The sequence below is a fragment of the Longicatena sp. genome (genome assembly GCF_982403165.1).
In genome coordinates this window covers 31,914-52,982 of the sequence record NZ_CEVYEL010000005.1, presented here as the reverse complement: position 1 = coordinate 52,982, position 21,069 = coordinate 31,914, and the positions used below count along the sequence as shown (strand labels likewise).

Annotated in this window: 26 protein-coding genes; 24 read left to right on the top strand and 2 right to left on the bottom strand. The window is 38.5% G+C overall.

Features of this window, described 5'->3' with window-relative positions; genetic code table 11:
* Positions 1-24: 24 nt before the first annotated feature.
* The 5 genes from AC1VS3_RS01950 to AC1VS3_RS01930 are packed head-to-tail and all read left to right on the top strand — an operon-like array spanning position 25 to position 4,146.
* Positions 25-1,203, top strand: a complete 1,179-nt coding sequence (locus AC1VS3_RS01950) for an AfsR/SARP family transcriptional regulator (RefSeq protein WP_008690941.1) — start codon at positions 25-27, stop codon at positions 1,201-1,203.
* Positions 1,204-1,255: 52 nt separating this feature from the next.
* A complete protein-coding gene (gene rpiB / locus AC1VS3_RS01945; protein WP_008690942.1) occupies positions 1,256-1,696 on the top strand; it encodes a ribose 5-phosphate isomerase B in 441 nt (146 codons plus the stop codon).
* 51 nt (positions 1,697-1,747) lie between these two features.
* Complete coding sequence (locus AC1VS3_RS01940) at positions 1,748-2,482, top strand: DUF5131 family protein (RefSeq protein ID WP_119983545.1); 735 nt, start codon at positions 1,748-1,750, stop codon at positions 2,480-2,482.
* Positions 2,483-2,496: 14 nt separating this feature from the next.
* A complete protein-coding gene (locus AC1VS3_RS01935) occupies positions 2,497-2,880 on the top strand; it encodes a transporter (protein ID WP_119983544.1) in 384 nt (127 codons plus the stop codon).
* Between the two features lie 39 nt (positions 2,881-2,919).
* Complete coding sequence (locus AC1VS3_RS01930) at positions 2,920-4,146, top strand: serine hydroxymethyltransferase (RefSeq protein WP_119983543.1); 1,227 nt, start codon at positions 2,920-2,922, stop codon at positions 4,144-4,146.
* 192 nt (positions 4,147-4,338) lie between these two features.
* On the opposite strand, the gene AC1VS3_RS01925 is transcribed toward AC1VS3_RS01930, so the two are convergent.
* The gene (locus AC1VS3_RS01925; protein ID WP_270355312.1) at positions 4,339-4,761 is read right to left on the bottom strand and encodes a DUF4143 domain-containing protein; all 423 of its coding nucleotides are present in this window, start codon (positions 4,759-4,761) and stop codon (positions 4,339-4,341) included.
* Positions 4,762-4,767: 6 nt separating this feature from the next.
* On the bottom strand, positions 4,768-5,649 hold the full coding sequence (locus tag AC1VS3_RS01920; RefSeq protein ID WP_270355313.1) for an ATP-binding protein: 882 nt from the start codon (positions 5,647-5,649) through the stop codon (positions 4,768-4,770).
* A 654-nt stretch (positions 5,650-6,303) separates the two neighbouring features.
* On the opposite strand from AC1VS3_RS01920, the gene upp reads away from it, so the two are divergent.
* The 19 genes from upp (at position 6,304) to AC1VS3_RS01825 (ending at position 21,069) form a co-directional block, all read left to right on the top strand.
* Positions 6,304-6,924, top strand: coding sequence for a uracil phosphoribosyltransferase (gene upp, locus AC1VS3_RS01915; protein WP_008690949.1), 621 nt, complete (start codon positions 6,304-6,306; stop codon positions 6,922-6,924).
* A gap of 1 nt (position 6,925) precedes the next feature.
* Positions 6,926-7,117 (top strand): AtpZ/AtpI family protein, encoded by a 192-nt coding sequence (locus AC1VS3_RS01910; RefSeq protein WP_017144521.1) that lies wholly within the window; start codon positions 6,926-6,928, stop codon positions 7,115-7,117.
* A complete protein-coding gene (locus AC1VS3_RS01905; RefSeq protein ID WP_119983542.1) occupies positions 7,107-7,478 on the top strand; it encodes a hypothetical protein in 372 nt (123 codons plus the stop codon). Before AC1VS3_RS01910 ends, AC1VS3_RS01905 begins: the two co-directional genes overlap by 11 nt.
* Before the next feature lie 3 nt (positions 7,479-7,481).
* Positions 7,482-8,177 (top strand): F0F1 ATP synthase subunit A, encoded by a 696-nt coding sequence (gene atpB, locus AC1VS3_RS01900; RefSeq protein ID WP_119983541.1) that lies wholly within the window; start codon positions 7,482-7,484, stop codon positions 8,175-8,177.
* A gap of 38 nt (positions 8,178-8,215) precedes the next feature.
* The gene (atpE, locus tag AC1VS3_RS01895; protein ID WP_008690954.1) at positions 8,216-8,464 is read left to right on the top strand and encodes an ATP synthase F0 subunit C; all 249 of its coding nucleotides are present in this window, start codon (positions 8,216-8,218) and stop codon (positions 8,462-8,464) included.
* A 151-nt stretch (positions 8,465-8,615) separates the two neighbouring features.
* The gene (gene atpF, locus AC1VS3_RS01890) at positions 8,616-9,134 is read left to right on the top strand and encodes a F0F1 ATP synthase subunit B (protein ID WP_008690955.1); all 519 of its coding nucleotides are present in this window, start codon (positions 8,616-8,618) and stop codon (positions 9,132-9,134) included.
* The gene (gene atpH / locus AC1VS3_RS01885) at positions 9,122-9,670 is read left to right on the top strand and encodes an ATP synthase F1 subunit delta (protein WP_119983540.1); all 549 of its coding nucleotides are present in this window, start codon (positions 9,122-9,124) and stop codon (positions 9,668-9,670) included. Before atpF ends, atpH begins: the two co-directional genes overlap by 13 nt.
* 15 nt (positions 9,671-9,685) lie before the next feature.
* The gene (gene atpA / locus AC1VS3_RS01880) at positions 9,686-11,209 is read left to right on the top strand and encodes a F0F1 ATP synthase subunit alpha (RefSeq protein ID WP_020991079.1); all 1,524 of its coding nucleotides are present in this window, start codon (positions 9,686-9,688) and stop codon (positions 11,207-11,209) included.
* Between the two features lie 3 nt (positions 11,210-11,212).
* The gene (gene atpG, locus AC1VS3_RS01875) at positions 11,213-12,070 is read left to right on the top strand and encodes an ATP synthase F1 subunit gamma (RefSeq protein WP_008977858.1); all 858 of its coding nucleotides are present in this window, start codon (positions 11,213-11,215) and stop codon (positions 12,068-12,070) included.
* Positions 12,070-13,470: a F0F1 ATP synthase subunit beta gene (atpD, locus tag AC1VS3_RS01870; RefSeq protein ID WP_008690960.1), complete on the top strand. Its 1,401-nt coding sequence runs from the start codon at positions 12,070-12,072 to the stop codon at positions 13,468-13,470. The genes atpG and atpD overlap by 1 nt, the downstream gene beginning before the upstream one ends.
* A 4-nt stretch (positions 13,471-13,474) precedes the next feature.
* On the top strand, positions 13,475-13,867 hold the full coding sequence (gene atpC, locus AC1VS3_RS01865) for an ATP synthase F1 subunit epsilon (RefSeq protein ID WP_008690961.1): 393 nt from the start codon (positions 13,475-13,477) through the stop codon (positions 13,865-13,867).
* A gap of 484 nt (positions 13,868-14,351) precedes the next feature.
* Positions 14,352-15,041, top strand: coding sequence for a signal peptidase I (gene lepB / locus AC1VS3_RS01860; RefSeq protein WP_119983539.1), 690 nt, complete (start codon positions 14,352-14,354; stop codon positions 15,039-15,041).
* A gap of 215 nt (positions 15,042-15,256) precedes the next feature.
* Positions 15,257-16,567 carry a hypothetical protein gene (locus AC1VS3_RS01855; RefSeq protein ID WP_119983538.1) on the top strand — a complete coding sequence of 437 codons (1,311 nt, stop codon included), beginning with the start codon at positions 15,257-15,259 and terminating at the stop codon, positions 16,565-16,567.
* 189 nt (positions 16,568-16,756) lie between these two features.
* On the top strand, positions 16,757-17,455 hold the full coding sequence (locus AC1VS3_RS01850) for a LytR/AlgR family response regulator transcription factor (RefSeq protein ID WP_008977855.1): 699 nt from the start codon (positions 16,757-16,759) through the stop codon (positions 17,453-17,455).
* Entirely contained in the window at positions 17,452-18,666 is a 1,215-nt protein-coding gene (locus tag AC1VS3_RS01845) for an ATP-binding protein (protein ID WP_008690965.1), read from the top strand. Before AC1VS3_RS01850 ends, AC1VS3_RS01845 begins: the two co-directional genes overlap by 4 nt.
* An 89-nt stretch (positions 18,667-18,755) precedes the next feature.
* Positions 18,756-18,980: a hypothetical protein gene (locus AC1VS3_RS01840; protein WP_270355314.1), complete on the top strand. Its 225-nt coding sequence runs from the start codon at positions 18,756-18,758 to the stop codon at positions 18,978-18,980.
* Entirely contained in the window at positions 18,967-19,425 is a 459-nt protein-coding gene (locus AC1VS3_RS01835) for a hypothetical protein (protein ID WP_270355315.1), read from the top strand. The genes AC1VS3_RS01840 and AC1VS3_RS01835 overlap by 14 nt, the downstream gene beginning before the upstream one ends.
* Positions 19,426-19,602: 177 nt before the next feature.
* Positions 19,603-20,805: an O-antigen ligase family protein gene (locus AC1VS3_RS01830; protein ID WP_008690969.1), complete on the top strand. Its 1,203-nt coding sequence runs from the start codon at positions 19,603-19,605 to the stop codon at positions 20,803-20,805.
* A 60-nt stretch (positions 20,806-20,865) separates the two neighbouring features.
* Positions 20,866-21,069, top strand: a complete 204-nt coding sequence (locus AC1VS3_RS01825) for a DUF1146 domain-containing protein (RefSeq protein ID WP_008690970.1) — start codon at positions 20,866-20,868, stop codon at positions 21,067-21,069.

The window sequence follows — 21,069 nt, the reverse complement described above, 5'->3', positions numbered from 1 at the left end:
TGAAATTATCATCCTATACATGAAATGAAAAAAGAAAGACCAATAAAGATTCATTTGCTGGGTGAGTTTTCGATTGAAAATAAAGAATTTCAATTTCCTAATAAAGTCAAAAAAAGCACACAATTGATTATCTTAATTGCTTATTTAATCATGTATCGTCATACTTCTTTAACGAAAGAGGCATTGATTGAAGTTTTATGGCCAAATGGCATCAGTGAAAATCCGGAAGGGGCCTTGCGAAATCTGATTTATCGTGCACGTAAGGAATTGGAGCCATTTTGCAGAGAGCGAAAACATTCTTGTATCTTATCAAAAGGTAATACGTATTCCTGGAACAATGCAATACCATGGGATATTGATATCGTCCGTCTTGAAAAAGCATGTGAGGATATTGAAAATATCAAAGATGCTTCAACGATGTGTGATAAATGTCAGCATTTACTGAATACATATGGAATGGCTTTTTTACATGACTTTGATGAAGAATGGATTTTAGTAAAACGCCGTTATTATAAAGATATGATTCAGCGTGCTTTATTACATGGATGCAAACTATGTGAACAGGAAAAAGATTATGATCGTGTATTGAAAATTTGTGAATATGCAGAATTTAAACATTTTATCTTCCCAGAATTAATGGAAGTTAAATTAAAGGCTTTTTATGAAGTAAAGCAATATTCGCAAGCTATTACGTATTATCATAAAATTGTGGAACTATATAGTAGTACATTTAATATTGAACTAACACCGAACATCACGAATATTCATCATGAATTATTAAAATTCCATAAAGATGAGCCAGAGAGTATTCAAGAATTGATAGGAGATTTAAATGAGGAAATATATCGCAATGGAGCCTTTTATTGTGATGCTGAAATTTTCCGTAATTTATATCAGGTGCATGTTCGTGCATCATCACGTGGAGTTGTCAGTTATATCGTCATGTTACAGTTAAAGATGGTGTCTAAGACGAATGAAGTAGCAGTGCGTAAAGCCAGCGCATTGTTAAAGGAAGTGTTGTATCATAACTTGCGCAGAAATGATGTATTCTGCCATTGTTCTGCGTTAACGTATGCCGCAGTATTACAAGTACCATCACTTGAAAACTGTATGGTGGCATTAAAGCGTGTCCAGGGCAAATTCAACAGTGAGAATACAGATGAAGGTGTTTGTTTGTGCTTTGATGCGAAAGAAATTGGATAAATTTCGCATAGGAAATAGGTTAGCTGAATAGGAAATATGGGAGGTTATCGTTATGAAAATTGCATTAGCTTGTGATCATGGAGCTTATGAGTATAAGGAACTCATTAAGAAAATGTTGTCTGAGGAAGGACATGAGATTGAAGACTTTGGCTGTCATAGTAAGGAATCCGTAGATTATCCTGATTATGCAGCACCTGCTGCACAGTCTGTAGCGAATGGTAAGAATGATCGAGGAATTGTAATATGCAGTACCGGTATTGGCGTAAGTATTACCGCAAACAAGATCAAAGGTATTCGCTGTGCGTTAGTATCTGATCCGGTGAGCGCACGCTTAACTAGAGAGCATAATGACACAAATGTATTAGCACTCGGTCAGCTGGTAACCGGAGAAGCTGTGATGAAGGAAATTGTTCATGTTTGGTTGAACACGGAATTCTCGCATGCAGAACGTCATCAGCGTCGTATTGATAAAGTGATGGCATTAGAAAAATAAAGTGAGAGCTGCTGATAAAGGCAGCTCTTTGCCTAGTGAAAGGAAACAAATATGACTTTATGGAATCCTTGGCATGGCTGTCATAAATACAGTGCCGGTTGTGCAAATTGTTATGTATATCGGATGGATGAGCGCTATGGAAGAGATAGTAGTGTTGTAAAAAAGACGAAAGATTTCGCTTTGCCTGTGAAAAAGAAAAAAGATGGTTCCTGGAAGATACAGGAAGGTGTTGTCTATACTTGCTTTAGCTCTGATTTCTTTGTGGAAGAGGCAGATGCATGGCGCAAGGAAGCATGGAGCTTCATGAAACAACGTTCAGATCTACATTTTTATATGATTACAAAACGTGTGGAAAGAATTTTGCCAAACTTGCCGGATGATTGGCAAAGCGGTTATGAGAATGTAACTATTTGTGCGACGATTGAAAATCAAATAGAGGCTGAACGCAGACTGCCCATCTACATGGAATTGCCTATTCGTCATAAAGAATTGATCTGTGAACCGCTGTTAGAGGACATAGATCTTACGTTATGGTTGGATGAGCGTATCGAGCAGGTAACTGCCGGAGGAGAAAGCGGCGATGAGGCAAGAATGTGCGATTATGCATGGATCTTACATCTAAGAGAACAATGTTTAAATAAAAAGATTCCTTTTTATTTCAAGCAGACCGGTGCACGCTTTGTGAAAGATGGAATCTGTTATCATATACCACGTAAACAGCAACTTACCCAAGCAAGAAAAGCAAACATCGATTATCTTGCTGTATATCCTAATTTTAAGAAATAACGTAGGAGAGGAAAATGAAGAATTTAAACACACGATTTTTACGGTTTACCAAACTTTTAGAATTCAGCGTAGCCTTATGTTTGATGGTGGCAATCGTTATCGCGGCAGGAATGGCATTGTTGGATACAACCGCCTTAGTCATAGCAGGAGATTTTCAGTTAGAACACTTTTTAAGCGGTGTACTGACAATTGTTGTGGCAATTGAGTTTGTGAAGATGTTATTGTTGCATACGCCGGAATCGGTGATTGAAGTATTGCTTTATGCAGTAGCTCGTCAGATCATCATTTCGCATGAAAGTGCCATGGAAAATCTGATTGGTGTCTTAGCTGTTGCGATCATCTTTATTATCCGCAAATATTTTTCAAAAAGTTTTCAGAGCGCAGTAGGTGACGAATAAAGGATTTGTGATAAAATAAGAGAAAACGGAGGACACACTATGAACGATAAAAGAATTGCCGAAGCGATTGCAAAGGAAACAGAAAGACAGCTTTACAACATTGAATTGATTGCATCAGAGAATTATGTATCCGCGGATGTATTAGCCGCAGCAGGCAGTATCTTAACGAATAAATATGCAGAAGGTTACCCACATAAACGTTATTACGGCGGTTGTGTGAATGTAGATGAAGTGGAAGATATTGCCAGAGAACGGGCAAAAGAATTGTTCCATGCAGAACATGCGAATGTACAGCCACATAGTGGTTCACAGGCGAATATGGGTGTTTACATGGCACTGTTAGAACCAGGGGATACAGTTTTAGGTATGAACTTAACTGCCGGAGGACATTTAACACATGGACATCCGTTAAACTTCAGCGGTACATTATATAATTTTGTTGATTATGGGGTTACCAAAGATGGGGAAACCATTGATTATGAGGATGTTAGAGAAAAAGCCTTGCAATATAAGCCAAAATTGATTGTCGCAGGGGCAAGTGCTTATCCAAGAATCATTGATTTTCAGAAATTCAGAGAGATTGCTGATGAAGCAGGGGCTTACTTTATGGTGGATATGGCTCATATTGCCGGACTTGTGGCGGCTAATCTTCATCCTAGTCCAGTGCCTTATGCTGATTTTGTGACTACAACTACACATAAAACCTTACGTGGTCCGCGCGGTGGCATGATCTTATGTAAAGAAAAATATGCAGCACTATTGGATAAGAAAGTCTTCCCTGGTATGCAGGGTGGCCCATTGATGCATATTATAGCTGCTAAAGCAGTGTGCTTTTATGAAGCCTTACAACCATCTTTCCAAACATATGCACAACAAATTATTAAAAACTGTAAGATCATGAGTGATACTTTGCAGGCAGAAGGCTTTCGCATCGTAAGTGGTGGTACCGATAATCATCTGATCTTGGTGGATGTAAAATCTAGTATTGGCATGTCTGGGAAAGAGGCAGAAAAGCTCTTAGATGAAGCAGGCATCACTTGTAACAAAAACACAATTCCGTTTGAAACAGAAAAACCATTCGTGACAAGCGGCATCCGTTTAGGAAGTGCGGCGATGACTACCAGAGGATTTAAGGAAGAAGAATTTAAACAGGTAGCTTTATGGATTTCCCGCGTGTTAAAGCATGCGGATGATGAAACTGTACGCAAACAAGTATTAAAAGAGGTACGAGAATTGACCGTAAAGTACCCTTTACCTAATGAATAATAAGCAGATAGGATAAGGTTAAGGCTTTATCCTTTTTTCACGCAAATAAAGATAGTTCATTAAGATTGTTTGTATAAGCTACAATTTGAATTCATATTATAGGGCAAGCTTTTTTGCCAAGAATCCACTGAAATCCATGCAGCTTTTCAGAAAAAAAGAATGTAAATAAAACCATTCTCTTTATTACCCTTTTTAAAAAAGTAGTTGCTTCTCATTTATAATTTTATCACGTTGAAAGAACATGATGTTATAGATCGGAATATAAGTGATGTTATTTTTCTGTATGATCTCTCTTTCATTCGATAGTACATAAGCTTTTTTAATAGGATAATTGTTATTTTTTGTTAAGGTATTTAAAGCACTATGCACGGTATAGTCTTTTCCGGATTTTACTTCAAGAGGAATTACTGACAAACTTTCATAATCATCAATTAAATAGTCTACTTCACCTTTGCTTCTATTATCAAAATAATATAGTCGATAACCATGTGCTATTAGTTCACTCGCAACAACACTTTCATAGACTGCACCTAAATTTATGCTTTTTTCATCATCGAGAATAGCGCGAATGTTATTGCCATATAGGATAGCGGTTAATAGGCCAATATCATTCAAATAAAGTTATAATAGATTTTTTCCGCAAGATGCTATGAATGGAAAAACCGGATTAGCAATTGCCTGTCCAGGAAGTGCGATACCGGCACTGATCAAATAATCAAACTCATCTATATAATTTTGGAAGGTTTTTCCTCTTTTATTTTCAATGTTTTGTATGACGACACGTTTCTTTTTGTTTTCCATATTAGATGGTATTAAATCATAAATTCTGCTGATTTTAAGTTTGTTTTCTGTATCATACTTTGAAGCGTCACTTTTATAATACTCATATATTTCATTTTGAACTTCTCTAACTGCTTGAATATTTTTGGTTTCTAGATACGTGTTAATGACATCGGGGAGCCCTCCCACAAGTAGATATTTACGAAATAAATCCATCATTTTATCATGCATGGTCTCATCAAGTGTTTCAAGATGGTTAAATTTATTTTCTAATATAGATAATGTAAGATCATTCAATCCTAGGACACGTATAAATTCTTCAAAATCTAAAGGACACATTCTGATTTTACGTATGCTGCCCATAGGAATAGAGGAAGTGTTCGATAAGGTAACGTCTAATAGTGAACCACTGGCAATATAGGTGAATTTGTCATCTTGTGATAAAAATCTTAAAAGGGTTAGTAGATGGGGATATGCTTGTATTTCATCAATGAATATTAAGGTGTTCTCTTTCTCTTTCATTTGAGAACCAGCAAGCATGCTAACCTGAAGATAAAAATCTTCAACAGTTTTTACATTTTTAAATAATTGGTTTTGTAAACGATCTTCAATCATATTAATTTCAATGAAATTATCGTACATCTTTTTTCCAACATGGCGAATAATAAAGGTTTTTCCTACTTGACGTGCGCCATCAATTAAAAGTATTTTATTTGTTTTCAAAGAAAGGTGATTTCGATTACGGAAGCGATTTTTCGATATAGCATAAGTATACCTCCTTGCTTGTCAAGCTTGTTATAATACGAAAGCATTGACATTTCAATAGAAATTTATTGATAAAAATATGACATTTCAATAAAAAAATTCATCCATTTTTATGACATTTCAATAAATCGATTCCTTTCATTGTTTATGAAACAGTATCGAAAGCTTTATTTCCTCTTTGCAACAGGCAGTATGTATTCCTACACAGTATTATTGGGAAATAAAGTATTTACAGATTGAAACCGAAAGTATTTCATTTGCCGAGGCCATCTTGGTTTTACTGTTAACGCACCCAGAGCTCGTTCATTAACATAAGTATAATTCAAAAAATCGCAAAGAAAGAAGCTTGTAAGAGAACTGAAAAATAAGTCTTATATAGATGAATCATTCAGTTCTTGTTTTTGGTTAAGCGAATCTGTAACACATCTATTGTAAAGCAACATTTTTGTGCCAGAAAATTAAGCTTTTATCGTTAAAAACAGGACATCCATGGTATAATAAAAAAGACGCAGATAAGCTGAATTTTGACATAATGTCAAATTTGTCTGCTAATCAAATGACGCAGATATGGTAAAGTGTATACTGCGCAAAGAAAAGAATAGGAGAAGTAACATGTTGAAAGTTTTAGAACATCCCCTGATTACGCATAAGCTTACGCAGATGCGCAGGAAGGAATGCGGAACCAAAGACTTTCGGGCCAATCTTGATGAAATTGCCGGTTTGATGGCATATGAGATTTCCCGCGATTTGCCTTTGCGTACCGTAGACATTGAAACACCGGTTTCTCCCTACACGACCAAAGAGCTGGCAAAGGATATCGTATTAGTACCGATTCTGCGTGCTGGTCTGGGCATGGTGAATGGTATTGCCAATCTGATTCCAACCGTTAAGATTGCGCATATCGGTTTGTATCGCGATGAGGAAACATTAGAACCTCATACGTATTTTGAAAAATATCCTAAGAATGTGAAGGATGCGGTTGTGATGATCGTTGATCCAATGCTGGCAACCGGAGGAAGTGCTAATGCTGCCATTGATATGGTGAAGAAACAGGGCGCAAAAAATATTCGCCTGGTTTGTTTGGTAGGTGCACCGGAAGGTGTAAAAGCTGTGGAAGAAGCACATCCGGAAGTGGATATTTACTTAGCTGCATTAGATGAGAAGCTAAATGAACATGGCTATATCGTACCGGGTCTTGGTGATGCAGGAGATAGAATCTTCGGTACAAAGTAACATGAAGGACTATTATAAGGCCGTTCGCTTTATGATGACGATGCTGTTAAGCTGTCTGTTAGCCGTTTTGATTGGTATGTGGCTGGATGAAAAGCTTCATACAACACCAATCATTTTGTTGCTGTTGCTGGCATATGCAATCATTGCTAATTTTTATCTGCTGATGAAAGGAATGAGTGAGCATGATGGATGAAACTTCACAGATGGGAAAAGAAATCCGCCGTATTACGCTTGCTTTAGCACTTGTCAGCTGTGGTATCTCACTCATGCTTTTTCAAGGGCATTTCAAAGATATCAGTGCCGGTATTTTGATTGGTGCACTCACCGGTATCATCGGTTTCTCGATGATCACGCACATGAGCAACACCATTGAATTATATGGCAATCCCAAGGCAAAAGGTTACAGCAGCTATGTAAAACGCTATGCCATTTATACACTGATCTTTGCGTTAGCCGCATGGCGAGGCGTACATGTTTTGGCACTTTTGGCAGGAATGCTGCTTCATAAAGGGGCAATTCTTATATATGTATTTCTACACAGAAAGGAGGATTGATTCGTGGAATTTGTAATCCGGATAGGTGATATGACGATTCAGCTGCACCCATCCATTGTGAACTGGCTGATTCTGTGTGTGCTATTATCTGTCTTTTTCATTATTGCAGGTAATAAGATAAAGAAAGCAGATCCAACACAGGCACCGAAAGGCTTTGTGCTTGTATGTGAATGTGTCGCCAAACTGGGAACCGGTATTATATCCGATAACCTAAAGGCACGTACGAAGTTTTATCTGCCCTTCTTTGGAACACTGATCTTTATGATGGCTCCTAGTAACTTACTGGGGCTGATAGGATTACAGCCACCGACATCAAACTTAAGTGTTAATGTGACACTGGCTGTTATGATGTTCTTGCTGATTCAATTCGTCGGACTCAAGGAAAAAGGTGTGATTGGAAGATTTAAGGAGCTGTGTGATCCTATCTTCTTATTCTTACCGTTAAACATTCTTGGTGATCTGGCATTACCGGTTTCACTGTCACTGCGTTTGTTTGGTAACCTGTTGGCAGGTACCATTATTACCGGTCTTGTTTACACACTGATGGAATCGCTGATGCCGTTTGGTGTACTAGGTTTATCCTTTACGCCATTCCTGCATGCGTATTTCGATATTTTCTCAGGTCTGATTCAGACCTACATCTTCTTCACATTGGCAAGTTTCTTCTTGAGTGAATCGTATGTCGATGAAGAAGAATAAAAAAGCTGTTTGCAAATTAGTAATAGGAGGAAATGAAAATGGCTGAATTTAATGAATTTTTCGTACAAGGTATGGCACTGTTAGGTGCTGGTATTGCAATGATTGCTGGTCTTGGTCCTGGTATTGGTCAGGGTATTGCCGCTAGTAAAGGTGCTGAATCCGTAGGCCGCAATCCAGAAGCTGCCGGTAAGATTCGTTCTATCATGGTATTAGGTATCGCGATGGCCGAAACAACTGGTATCTATGCATTGATCATCGCATTGCTGTTGATTTTCCTGAAAGGTTAAGCGTAAGATCTTGCAAGGTCATGCGCATGCAGAAAGTAAGCAAGTTTTGCTATTAGGGAAAGAACCCTCTGCATGAAGAAAATATCTTTTACATAGGCATGACTTTTATATGAATTTTCGTAAGATTCACAACCATAAGGAGGTTTAGCAGATGAATATCGACATTACCAATTACCTGCGAATAAACCCTGTGGATATGGCTCTTGTCTGTATTTCAACCTTGATCATCTGTCTGGTTGCCAAGCATTTTTTCTGGGATGTCATCACGGATTATTTCCAGAAACGCCACGATGCAATCGCAGCAGATATCCAAGCGGGCAGCGATGCACGCAAAGCGGGTGAAGATTATAAAGTACAGTATGAAACGCAGATGGCAAATGCCAAAAGCGATGCTCATGAGATCCTGGAAACCGCAAAACGCAATGCGACGGCTGAGAAGAAAGAAATTCTTGCAAAAGCCAGAGATGAAGCGGATGGATTAAAAACAAAAGCAATGCAGGATATTGAGCGTGAAAAAGTTCAGGCACAGAAAGAAATGAAACAGACGATTACGGATGTAGCATTTGAAGCTGCCAGCAAGATCATTGAGAAGGAGCTGGATGAGAAACAACAGCAGAAGTATGTGGATGAATTTATTGAACACGCAGGTGATGACACATGGCAGGCATAGTCAGTAAGAATTACTGTGATGCATTGTTTGCGCTGGCACAAGAAGATGAAAAGCTGGATGTATATAAAGAACAGCTGAATGTGGTGGCAGACAGTGTGAAGAAGGATGATGAATTCCGTGCTGTCATGGCACATCCGAAAATCAGCAAGGAAGAAAAGAAAGGCATGTTGGAAACAATCTATGGAAAGCAGATTGACCATATGCTGTTAAACTTTTTAAAACTGCTGATTGATAAAGGACGTTTCGCTAAAATTGAAGAGATTCGCAGAGAATACAATAAGGCTTACAATGACTTTAATAACATTCAGGTGGTACACGTGAAGAGTGCAACACCATTACAGAAGGAAGAAATTGCAAAGCTGAAAGAAACACTCGAAAAGAAACTGCAGAAAAAAGTAGATTTCGTGCTGTCAACAGATAAAGATCTGATTGCCGGCATCCGCATCAAAATAAACGATCAGATTATCGACAATACGGCATTAGGCAGACTACAGCGTCTGAAACGTACCGTTTTGAACGTATCTGAAACACAATAAGCAAGTGAGGTGAATATGGTGAGTTTAAAGCCAGAAGAAATCAGCAAACTGATCAAGGAACAGATACGGCGCTACGATGATGAGCTGGAGGTCGGAGAAACCGGCACCGTCATCACGATTGGTGATGGTATCTCGTTAGTCCACGGTCTGAATAATGCAATGTCTGGAGAACTGTTACTGTTCCCACACGATGTGTATGGAATGGTATTGAACCTTGAAGAGGAACATGTCGGAGCCGTATTGTTAGGTGATGATGAGGGAATCAAAGAGGGCGACGAAGTAAAGCGTACAGGAAAGATCGTAGAAGTTCCTGTTGGTGATATGATGTTAGGAAGAGTTGTCAATGCCTTAGGACAGGCGATTGATGGCGGTGCTCCTATTGTCAGTGAAAAATACCGTCCGGTAGAGCGTGTTGCTCCCGGTGTTATGACACGTAAAAGTGTTCATCAGCCAATCCAGACAGGTTTGAAGATCATTGACTCTATGATTCCAATCGGAAAAGGGCAGCGTGAGTTGATCATCGGGGATCGCCAGACAGGTAAAACAGCGATTGCCATTGATACGATCATCAACCAAAAAGGTAAGAATGTAAAATGTATTTATGTAGCAATCGGACAGAAAGCCAGTACGGTTGCCCAAATCGTAGAAAAATTAAGAAAACATGGTGCTATGGAATATACGACAATCGTATCTTCTACCGCTAGTGAACCGGCACCTTTGCAATACATTGCTCCATATGCAGGATGTGCGATTGGGGAAGAATGGATGGAAAACGGTGACGATGTCTTAATCATCTATGATGATTTAAGTAAGCATGCGGTTGCTTATCGTACCATGTCCTTATTGTTAAAACGTCCACCAGGACGTGAAGCCTATCCAGGGGATGTCTTCTATTTGCATAGCCGTCTGTTAGAGCGTGCAGCGAAGCTGAACGATGAATTAGGTGCAGGAAGTTTAACCGCACTGCCAATTATTGAAACGCAGGCAGGTGATATTTCTGCTTATATTCCTACCAACGTTATTTCTATCACCGATGGACAGATCTTCTTACAGACAGAATTGTTTAACAGCGGTGTACGTCCTGCGGTAGACAGTGGTTTATCGGTATCCCGTGTTGGTAGTGCAGCCCAGATCAAAGCCATGAAGCAGGTCAGCGGAAGCTTAAAACTGGAATTAGCACAGTTCCGTGAAATGCAGGCCTTTGCGAAATTCGGTAGTGACTTAGATGCTGCTACGACTGAAACATTGGCACATGGGGAACGCTTAACACAATTACTGATTCAGAACCAGTATGAACCAATGCCGGTTGCCCATCAGGTATTATCTTTATTTGCGGCAAAACATAAATTCTTGAAGCCTGTGAAGGTAGAACAGGTCAAACTGTATGAAAAAGAAATGTTAAAATATATGGAACGTGAACATGCGGACATCATCCATGATATTGATGAACAGCAGGCGTTAGACGATGCTTTGTCACAGCGTATCAAGGATGCCTTGACTTCTTTTGAAACAGAATTCAAGAACATGCTGGAAGGATAGTCTATGGCAGCTGGAAAACTGGAAATCAAAGCGCGCATCCGCTCAGTAGAATCTACCAAAAAGATTACCAAGGCGATGCAGCTAGTGGCGACCAGTAAGCTGAAAAAACAAAAACAGTACATGGAAGAAAATCGGGAATATGCCCATTATTTAAAAGAAACGGTGCAAGAAATCCTGTCTTCCATAGAACATTCCCGCCATCCTTATTTAAGTAAAAATGAAGGCGCAAAACCATTCACCATCGTTTTTACAAGTGATATGGGCTTATGTGGCGGCTATAATGCGAATATCTTTCGCATGCTGTTGAATGACATTGGTAATGTCGGTGATTTTGTCATGATAGGAAGTCGCGGTGTCAATTGGAGCCGTAATAAGGATTTCCATGTCGTGATGGAAGAAACAGACTTTGAAGATGACTGTTACAGTGAACTGGTAACCATTGCCGATCATGCATTGGACTTATACCGCAAGAAAGAAATATCCGAAATCCGTATCCTGTATACTCACTTTGTGAACTCTGTCAGCTTTGAGCCGCAGTTAGTAACCTTGTTACCGGTAGAAAAGGATAAGGAACGTGAAAAGAAAACAAGCGCTCTGACAATCTTTGAACCAGCCGGTGATCAAATCCTTGATACCTTGGTTCCGATGTATGTCAGATCTCTGTTATACAGCTATTTCCTGGAAACTAAAACAAGTGAACAGGCAAGTCGCCGTATGGCTATGGAAAGCGCTACAGATAACGCTGAAGAAATTAAGGAAACACTGGAATTACAATTCAACCAGGCTAGACAGGCCGCCATTACACAGGAAATCACAGAAATCGTCGGCGGTGTCAACGCAATGGAAGGAGTGAGCAGTTGATGAGTAAAAACACAGGAAAAATTGTGCAGGTCATCGGTCCGGTAGTTGACGTTGCTTTTGAAAACGGCGAATTACCACAACTGTTGAGCGCAATCGAAATCCCTTTGAAAAATCAAGACTCTCTGATTGTCGAAGTGGCACAGCATATCGGCGATGAACGGGTACGCTGTATTGCCATGGGTGGTACGGATGGTTTAGTACGTGGCATGGATGCCATCGATACAGGCGCACCGATTCAAGTACCTGTCGGAGATGAAGTCTTAGGAAGAATGTTTAATGTCTTAGGCCGTGAAATTGATGGTTTAGGCGAAGTAAAAACAAGCAAACGTCTGCCTATTCATCGTAAAGCACCAAGCTTTGATGAACAACAGACATCTGCGGAAATGTTGGAAACCGGTATTAAGGTTATCGACCTTTTGTGCCCATATTCCAAAGGTGGTAAGATTGGTCTGTTCGGTGGTGCCGGTGTAGGTAAAACCGTATTGATTCAAGAATTGATTCACAATATTGCCAAGGAACATGGTGGTAAATCCGTTGTTACCGGTGTTGGGGAAAGAACCCGTGAAGGTAACGACATGTATCATGAAATGAAGGACAGTGGTGTCCTTGATAAAACCGTTCTGGTATATGGACAGATGAATGAATCTCCAGGTGCCAGAATGCGTGTTGGTTTGACCGGCTTAACGATGGCAGAATACTTCCGTGATGTTGAACATCAGGATGTGTTATTGTTTATCGACAATATCTTCCGTTTCACACAGGCTGGTTCAGAAGTAAGTGCGCTGTTAGGACGTATGCCAAGTGCCGTAGGTTATCAGCCAACATTGGCAACGGAAATGGGACAGTTACAGGAACGTATCACATCTACGAAGGATGGTTCCATCACTTCCGTACAGGCCATCTACGTACCTGCCGATGACTTGACAGACCCCGCACCAGCAACGGCATTTACTCATTTGGATGCTAAAACCGTATTGGATCGTGACATTGCGGCATTGGGTATCTACCCGGCTGTTGATCCATTGGAATCTAGCTCTCGTATCCTTGATCCATTAGTAGTGGGTGAGGAACATTATGAGGTAGCTCGTGGTGTACAGCAAATCTTACAGAGATATAAAGAATTACAGGATATCATCGCTATCTTAGGTATGGATGAATTAAGTGAAGAAGATAAGATCATCGTTAATCGTGCCCGTCGTGTACGTAACTTCCTGTCACAGCCATTCCATGTTGCCGAAGTATTCTCCGGTATCAAAGGATGCTACGTATCTCGTGAAGATACGGTACGCAGTTTCAAAGAGCTGTTAGATGGCAAGTATGATGACTTACCGGAACAGGCCTTCATGTTCGCTTCCACTATTGAAGAAGTGGTAGAAAAAGCCAAAGCGATGGAAGGCTAGTCCTATGATCAAGCTGAAAATCATTACTCCTCTTGGTTTGTATAAAGAGGGTGAAGTGGAGGCTGTGCATGTCACAACGGTAGATGGTGAAACAACCATTCTTTCCAATCATATGCCAATCGTGGCGATGTTAAAGACATGCAAATGTACCTTGAGCGAGCATAAGGAACAAAAGGATTATGCTTTGGCCGGTGGTTTGTTACAGTTTGCGGATAATGAAATGCGCATTTTGACAGATGCCGTAGAAGGTCGTGAAGAAATAGATATTGAACGAGCAAAACGGGCAAAGGAACGTGCGGAAGCGCGTTTGAAAAAGCAAGACAGCCGCACAAATATCAAACGTGCAGAAGTTGCCCTTGCCAAAGCTATCAATCGTATTCATGTTTATAATGGATAAGTCATATTGACGTATGAAACTCTTCGAGAGTGCATACGTCTTTTTATGTTGTGTTGGTAAAGAAGAATGTACGCTAAAGTCTTATGGTATAAGGAATTTGTATGGATAGAAGGAAAAGAAAAAGGTAACAATATGGAAAAACGTCGCAGTTAGGTAGTCAAAATATTGGAAAAACGTCGCACTATATCGGCATAATCCATAGAAAACGTCGCAAAATAAAAAACTCTTGTACGACCGCAGGCATACCTTTAACAAGACAGTAAAATTTAAATGAATGGAAATTAGGAAAGATTGAGTTTCAACTCCATATTTAATTAGTTCAAAGACATTTCTATAATCTAATAGACCTATATGAAGAAATTGCACATTATTTGTTATTTCTGCGATATGAAATACAGAACGTTTTGCTTTTCGACAATTTCCCATTTTGTTTTAGATAAGTAGTGTTATAATAATGTACATAGTCGAAAAGGAGCAAACCTTTATGGAAGAAAAGAAATCAGAAACAGAAACAATAGAAAATACAAAACCCAATGTAGAAGCTATGATTATAGATGATGAACAGCATGAAGATAGTTCTTCAATGAAAAAGAGCAAGAAGAAAAAGCCTAAGAAAAGCGGATGGAAGTATGAATTGTTTGATTTAGCCAGAACCTTCATCATCTGCTTTATCGTCGTAATGCTGTTATCACACTTTGTCATCAATCCAGTGCAGGTTGATGGAGATAGTATGTATCCAACGCTTAGCGATTCAGAAATCGGTGTCATGAATATCTTTTTGGCAAAGACCCAAGGCATTAAACGCCAGGATGTGGTGGTTGTCTATAATGAAGAAACTGATGAAAACTGGGTAAAGCGTGTGATTGGTATGCCAAATGATACGGTATATGCGAAAGATGATGTGGTTTATGTAAATGACAAGCCATTAGAAGAGCCTTATCTAAATACAGAGTATGCAAATCATATTCGATCACAGGGGAAACCATTTACGGAGGATTTTAATAAAATAACCTTAGGAAAAGATGAATACTTTTTGATGGGAGATAACCGTGTGGTATCTTATGATTCTAGAGCAGTCGGGCCTTTTAAAAAATCTGCTATCGTTGGTAAGGATGTTTATGTTTTATTTCCTTTCACGGAAATTAAAATGGTAAGAAACGGTGCTCCTGAATAGTGTAAGATAAAATTAAGAAATGGAATGACAGATTGAAAAATTCAGTGTTATAATAATAACGTAAATTTATGTGTTTTCATCTAGCCAATGAAATCATGATGCATAGATTTATATAAGAATTTTTCTCTCCTCCTTTGAGTGTGAAAATTCTTCTTGAGTGTCCGATTGGACGCTCTTTCATTAAATGAAACCGCTAATTGTAACGGAGGGATCGTATGCAGAACAATAGAAAAAACGAACATGATGATGTAGATTTGACAGGTATTATTAACGATTATAGTAAAGATAGTGAATTACGCCGAAAGATAGAAGAGATGAAACGCCAAAAAGAAGCACAGACAACTGCTTCAGCATCACCACGAAACCAAGAGGAAAATGCGATTAATCCATTAACGGGAGAGAAATTTCATTCCCCTATCTTTGAAGATAAAAAAGCAAGTACAGAGAAGAAAGCTATCCCTGATATTCGCGTAGATGAAGAAGAACTGGCGAAAACAAGAGTAGGCTTTGTGGATGATACAAATGATCAGACATTGGTAATCATGAATGGCAAAAAAAGCCTAACTGCAGCTGAAGAGCCACAAGATGTAACGATGACTCAGCAGATGCCAATCTCTGATTATGATGAAGAAGCAGAAGACGAGGAAGAATTGGGGAAAACGATCGTTCAGCCATTATCGGATGTACATGTGTTAGATGAGGATGAAGAACCATTACCTGTAAAGAAATCAATTAAGAAAACCACATCTAAAAAAGAAGAAGTGGAAGAAGATGAAGGCGATGATGAAGAAAAAAATACGAAGATAAATAAAATCATTACCTATGTCATTCTTGGCATTGTTGGGATTTTAATCATCGTTGCATGCTTTTTTGCCGTACAATATGCAATGGATACTTTCCTTGGCGGTAATGATAATAAAAAGGCACCGGAGCAAACAGAAGAACCAACAACCCCAACCAAGGATCCGACAAATACGGATGCAAATAAGGATGATACCAATAACAAAGACGATGTTACTGATTCCTCAGCCAAGATTGCAGCTTTAAAGAAACAAAGAGAAACCTATGTACAGCGGAAAGCAGATGCCAACGATAAGTTGGAACTTGCCGAAAAGGATAAGAAGGATGCAACTGAAACTTTAGCATCTTTAGAAAAAAATGAGTTGGCAAAGGCTAAAGAGGCGCAGAAAAAAGTAAGTACTTATGAAAATGGTGAGTATAAGGCAGCCAACGATGAATATGAACGTATTTTAGGGAATTATAATGCGGAAAAAGATGAAACAGTAAAAGCCCAGTTAAAAGAAAGTTTAGATGCGGCATTAGAAAGAAAAAATGCAGCTATGACAGAATATAATCGTCTTACTGGAGAAGCATCTTCACTTACCGGTATTTATAATGAGAAAAAAGAAACCGCAGAAAGCAAGAAGAGCAAGGCTGAGCAGACAATCACAGAACAAAAGAATGAAATTGCGACTTTAGAAGAAGAAATCAAAAAAATTGATAATCAGCTAAAAGAGATAGAATAGTCTCGCTTGTAAGTGGTGGGCAAAAAACGTAGGAAATCGTAAAACCTGATGTAGGGTCTTAGGGTTTCCTTTTTTTATGATTTTTACGTCTTTTTTACCGGTGATGTCAGAAAAAGAACCGATTTTGTGTTTCATACATCCTTTTTATCATATTGTGTGTATAATGAAACTATTAGTGAGGGGGATAAGATGTTGCAAATTTGTGTATTGGATGACGAATATCAGGATGGGAAAAGAAATGAAGATTTATTGCGGGCATATTTTGACAAACGTCATATGGAAGCCAGAATTGATCGTTATACAAATGGAAAAGAGCTTCTAGATAGTACGAAGATATATCATATGCTGTTTTTAGATATTGAGATACAAGAAGAAAATGGGATTGAAATTGCGATGGAATTACGTAAACGTTTACCGGATATGATTATCGTAGTAATTACCAGCTATCTAAAATATTCTTTAGAGGGTTATAAGATACAAGCATCCCGGTATTTGTTAAAGCCAATTCATGAGACTTTGTTGTATAGTGAATTGGATGAAATTTTACAGACAAGAGATACCTCACAAACACTGACTTTAACTATGCGCCAAGAGACAACCATGGTGAAAATGAAAGAAATTTTATATTTTGAAAGTATTGGAAGAACGACTTGTTTCCATACGCCTCAAGGAGTATATGAAAGTAAGGAAGGGGTTAGTTATTGGGCAAAGCAATTACATGTACATTTTGTTGAATGTCATAAGGGGCTGTTTGTACAATTGAGCCATATTATGCAGATTCGTAAAGACTGTATTGAAATAAGCAATCATGAGACTTTACCCTTGGCTAGAAGAAGAGTGCAGCAGGTACAAGAAAGCTGGTTACAGTTTCAGGAGATGAGTCTATGAATTATTTCACGGTATTTCTTTGCACAGGCAGCATGCTTTATATGACCTTTTTATATTATGAGACATGGTTTCAGTTTTCCGCAATGAAGATGAAAATCAGGCAGTTTATGAGCATCCTGGTTATGGGAGCTTGTCTAAGCAGCTTGGTGTTACCAATGGATTGGTATTTATATGGTTTATGGGCATTGTGTATCTTTGCTAGTTTCATTTATGAGAAAGAAACAGCCTTTGTAAAATGTTTCTGCAGTTTTCTGGCAAGTTTTATCCTCTCCTTGCTGGTGGTATTCATGATGGATGTTTTTCTCCATGATTGGTATGCAAAATGCATGTGTTTTCTGCTTGTCGAGGGAATCCTTCATGCGTTGCTTTTTTTGATACTTCGCAAGCAAAGCGAAGGCGGATGGTTTTTATTAATGGCATATGGAGTGTTGTTAGGTATCATGATACAGTTTGTCTGGCTTAAGAAATCCAATATGATGCATATAGAGCATATGTTACCGTTTTTGCTATTTCTTATGATCACGTTGTTAAATCGTTTTGCGTATGTGCAAAAGCAGCAGTATGAAACGATGTTATCAATAACAAATCGCAGACATTTAGCAAAAGAAAATGTCATTCAGTATGAACGATTACAAAAGGATAATGATGAAATATTACGTCAGATACATGATTTACGTAAACAGATGAAGCTCTTAAATAATAAAACAATAGAAGAGAATGATACATTGACGAAAAAAATCATGATGACCTATTCTGAGGTGGTAAGCTTTATTCCTACCGGTTGTCCTTTGCTGGATCGAGTTTTGCGCAATTATCAAAAGGATATCATGGAGCAGGATATTCAATTGATACTAGATGTAGAACCATTTGCAGAAGATCAGTTTGATCCTGTGGATATGAGCGCTATTTTTTGCAATATGGTGGAAAATGCCATTGAAAGCTGTGTAAAATGTAAACAACGTGTCATACAGTTAAAGATACGCAAAGAGAAAGGGTATGTTTTTATAAAAATGAAAAACAGCTGTGAAAGTGTACATCAAGTTGGTGAACGCATGCTGTCAACGAAAGAGGATACCTTTTATCACGGTTTTGGATTGCGTAATATGCAAGATGTGGCACAGAAATATCAAGGAGATCTGCATTGTTGCTTTGATCAAGAACATCAATTATTTATTACCAAAATACATCTTGCTTTACCACATGTGTCATAAAAGCAGCCACTTATGCAAAAGTATGACACAGAAAGTAAAAGATGACGTATTGTATAAGCGGGTAAAGAAAACCTATGGGAGGTATTGTTATGAAGCAGAAGAAAGGAAATGTCTCACGTGGAAAGATCCTAGCCAGTGCAGCTGTTATTGCGGTTATCGGATTGTTGTTTGGTGTTGCAATGCAGGGACTGTTAAAGGATGCACTTGGTATCCCAATCCAACATTACCATTTGTATGATCGTCTTTCTAATGTTCGTCGAATGCTTATGGCTCCCCTTTGCGATAGATTCCAGCAAATGTATGGAATATCATGAAACATATCTGGCTTATCTTCCTCCATACGGCCATTTTAAAAAATTATCATTGGTATTACAGATCTTGTTATCAAAAGAGATTAGTGATTTTTATGAACGATTGTATTGGCATGAGATTGATAGAGTTAAGTTTACCTTTGAGCGCAAATGGGGCACCTGGGGATATAGTCGTTACACCATGCAGCTATATTTCCTATTGAAAAATAAGGATGTGAAGTTGTTTACCATGAATTCCATGGAAAATGGCTTCCTGTTGCCATCAAGTACGGGAGGCTTACCTATTTTTGCCAATCTTCATCATGAAGACATAGTAAATATTCTCCAATATATGAAGACTTGTGGGGTTATCATTGAGGATCCCTATCATCTTCTGGAGGCGTTGAAGAATCCGGATATTACGATGTATGAATATATGGAGACAATCAATAAGCCTTATAAATTCTGAGTTTTCTTCCCTTTCACTGATGGAGCCATCTTCTGGATGGCTCTTTTGTAATTCTATCTGTTGTTTGCAAAGGCGTGTTTTTTCTTTCTATCAAATTTGTAAGATTACTTTGGTAAATTGTTATTTTTGATGTGGAATGCTATAATAAAGCTACTTTTAGGAACGGAGGAAACAAACATGGACAAAATTGCTGCCTTTTTACATCGCAAGCTAGACAACTTTTCATTTGATGAATATCTGATCATGTTTGTTGTCTGTACGATATTTTTACCTTTCTATTGTTCAATTATCGCGATTATCGGTGTATTGCTTTATTTAACCATTCAGGGACGTATGAAAACGATTATTCAATCAGTACCAAGATCAAAATTCGCAATTGCCTTTTGTTTGTTAGCTTCTTTGGTGGCAGCATTTCATCAAAACTGGCTGGGAGCTGTTTGTGGAATCGGTATCTTAGTGATCTTTCTCTTTATTTTTTACTTCCGTACGGTGATTAATAAACGTTTATTTGAATTGTTAATGGATGCCTGCTGCATCATATCATTATTCTGTGTAGCTTGGGCTTTGATGGAATATATGCGTATCGTACATCGTCTGAACTATGATTTTATGATGCTGGTTATTGAAGACAGTCCTAAAAATCGTGTGAATTCAACCTTCTTTAATGCCAATTATTATGCAATGATGATTGAATTTCTGGTGCTTATCTGCGTATATAAGATGATGCAGGTTAAAACAAAACGCCGTATTATTTTTTATATCGTAACGATTTTGGCAAACTTATTTGCTTTATATCTGACAGGCTGTCGTACGGCCTGGGTACCATTTGTTGTGACGATACCTTTCATGTTTTTGATGAATAAGCGTTTTGGTTATTTCACCGCGACCATGAGTGCAATTGGAACAGGTGGGATAGCGATATTATTAAAGCCGGAGGTATTTCAAAGAGCTTCTATCTTTACGGATTTTCTTAAGCGAGCTAAAATTTGGACAACAGCCGTTAAAGGAATAGAGGCGCATCCTTTGCTGGGGGAAGGTCCATTGACTTATTTCCATATTTATAAACAATATGGTGGACATCCTACACAACATGCTCATAATGTGATTTTAGATCCTATCTTAAGTCATGGAGTGATTGGCGTATTGATCATGGGAGTCTATTTTGGCAGTAATCTGAAAGAAATATATCGTTTATTTGTAAGACGCATTGATTTGCGTTTATGTTCCTTGATCGTTGCCTGTATCCTAACTGTCTTGATTCATGGCATGTTGGATTATACAGTGTATTGGGTACAAACGGGCTTGTTGTTTCTTCTGATATTATCAAGCTCCAGTATTTACTTCCACAAAGAACGTGCGTATACACAAGAGGAGGTTTAACGCCTCCCTTTTTTTGATGGAGAAGTATGATATAATATAAGAAATGTAAGGAGGGTGCTTATGCGTTATTTCCTAATCACTTTTACTGTATATCTTTTTTGTTTTGCGGCAAGTTTCTGGGCATTAAGCAGTGTCAAATTTGACCGTTTTTGTGATGTGCACAAACCAGGAAAAGTGCAATGTCTGCTGTTGTTGCTAGCGTTGGCTTTAGGCTATCTGGTAGCACAATTTTTATTGAATATATCTTTGTTCAATGGTCTATAG

Excerpts from the sequence above, each read along its gene's own strand:
- AC1VS3_RS01845 (WP_008690965.1), top strand. The coding sequence starts at position 17,452 with ATGAATTATTTCACGGTATTTCTTTGCACAGGCAGCATGCTTTATATG.
- atpG (WP_008977858.1), top strand. The coding sequence starts at position 11,213 with ATGGCAGCTGGAAAACTGGAAATCAAAGCGCGCATCCGCTCAGTAGAA.
- atpH (WP_119983540.1), top strand. The coding sequence starts at position 9,122 with ATGGCAGGCATAGTCAGTAAGAATTACTGTGATGCATTGTTTGCGCTG.
- AC1VS3_RS01825 (WP_008690970.1), top strand. The coding sequence starts at position 20,866 with ATGCGTTATTTCCTAATCACTTTTACTGTATATCTTTTTTGTTTTGCG.
- atpD (WP_008690960.1), top strand. The coding sequence starts at position 12,070 with ATGAGTAAAAACACAGGAAAAATTGTGCAGGTCATCGGTCCGGTAGTT.
- AC1VS3_RS01835 (WP_270355315.1), top strand. The coding sequence starts at position 18,967 with ATGGAATATCATGAAACATATCTGGCTTATCTTCCTCCATACGGCCAT.
- AC1VS3_RS01840 (WP_270355314.1), top strand. The coding sequence starts at position 18,756 with ATGAAGCAGAAGAAAGGAAATGTCTCACGTGGAAAGATCCTAGCCAGT.
- AC1VS3_RS01855 (WP_119983538.1), top strand. The coding sequence starts at position 15,257 with ATGCAGAACAATAGAAAAAACGAACATGATGATGTAGATTTGACAGGT.
- AC1VS3_RS01940 (WP_119983545.1), top strand. The coding sequence starts at position 1,748 with ATGACTTTATGGAATCCTTGGCATGGCTGTCATAAATACAGTGCCGGT.
- AC1VS3_RS01910 (WP_017144521.1), top strand. The coding sequence starts at position 6,926 with ATGAAGGACTATTATAAGGCCGTTCGCTTTATGATGACGATGCTGTTA.
- atpA (WP_020991079.1), top strand. The coding sequence starts at position 9,686 with ATGGTGAGTTTAAAGCCAGAAGAAATCAGCAAACTGATCAAGGAACAG.
- AC1VS3_RS01935 (WP_119983544.1), top strand. The coding sequence starts at position 2,497 with ATGAAGAATTTAAACACACGATTTTTACGGTTTACCAAACTTTTAGAA.
- AC1VS3_RS01950 (WP_008690941.1), top strand. The coding sequence starts at position 25 with ATGAAAAAAGAAAGACCAATAAAGATTCATTTGCTGGGTGAGTTTTCG.
- upp (WP_008690949.1), top strand. The coding sequence starts at position 6,304 with ATGTTGAAAGTTTTAGAACATCCCCTGATTACGCATAAGCTTACGCAG.
- AC1VS3_RS01930 (WP_119983543.1), top strand. The coding sequence starts at position 2,920 with ATGAACGATAAAAGAATTGCCGAAGCGATTGCAAAGGAAACAGAAAGA.
- AC1VS3_RS01905 (WP_119983542.1), top strand. The coding sequence starts at position 7,107 with ATGATGGATGAAACTTCACAGATGGGAAAAGAAATCCGCCGTATTACG.
- lepB (WP_119983539.1), top strand. The coding sequence starts at position 14,352 with ATGGAAGAAAAGAAATCAGAAACAGAAACAATAGAAAATACAAAACCC.
- atpE (WP_008690954.1), top strand. The coding sequence starts at position 8,216 with ATGGCTGAATTTAATGAATTTTTCGTACAAGGTATGGCACTGTTAGGT.
- rpiB (WP_008690942.1), top strand. The coding sequence starts at position 1,256 with ATGAAAATTGCATTAGCTTGTGATCATGGAGCTTATGAGTATAAGGAA.
- AC1VS3_RS01830 (WP_008690969.1), top strand. The coding sequence starts at position 19,603 with ATGGACAAAATTGCTGCCTTTTTACATCGCAAGCTAGACAACTTTTCA.
- atpC (WP_008690961.1), top strand. The coding sequence starts at position 13,475 with ATGATCAAGCTGAAAATCATTACTCCTCTTGGTTTGTATAAAGAGGGT.
- atpF (WP_008690955.1), top strand. The coding sequence starts at position 8,616 with ATGAATATCGACATTACCAATTACCTGCGAATAAACCCTGTGGATATG.
- AC1VS3_RS01850 (WP_008977855.1), top strand. The coding sequence starts at position 16,757 with ATGTTGCAAATTTGTGTATTGGATGACGAATATCAGGATGGGAAAAGA.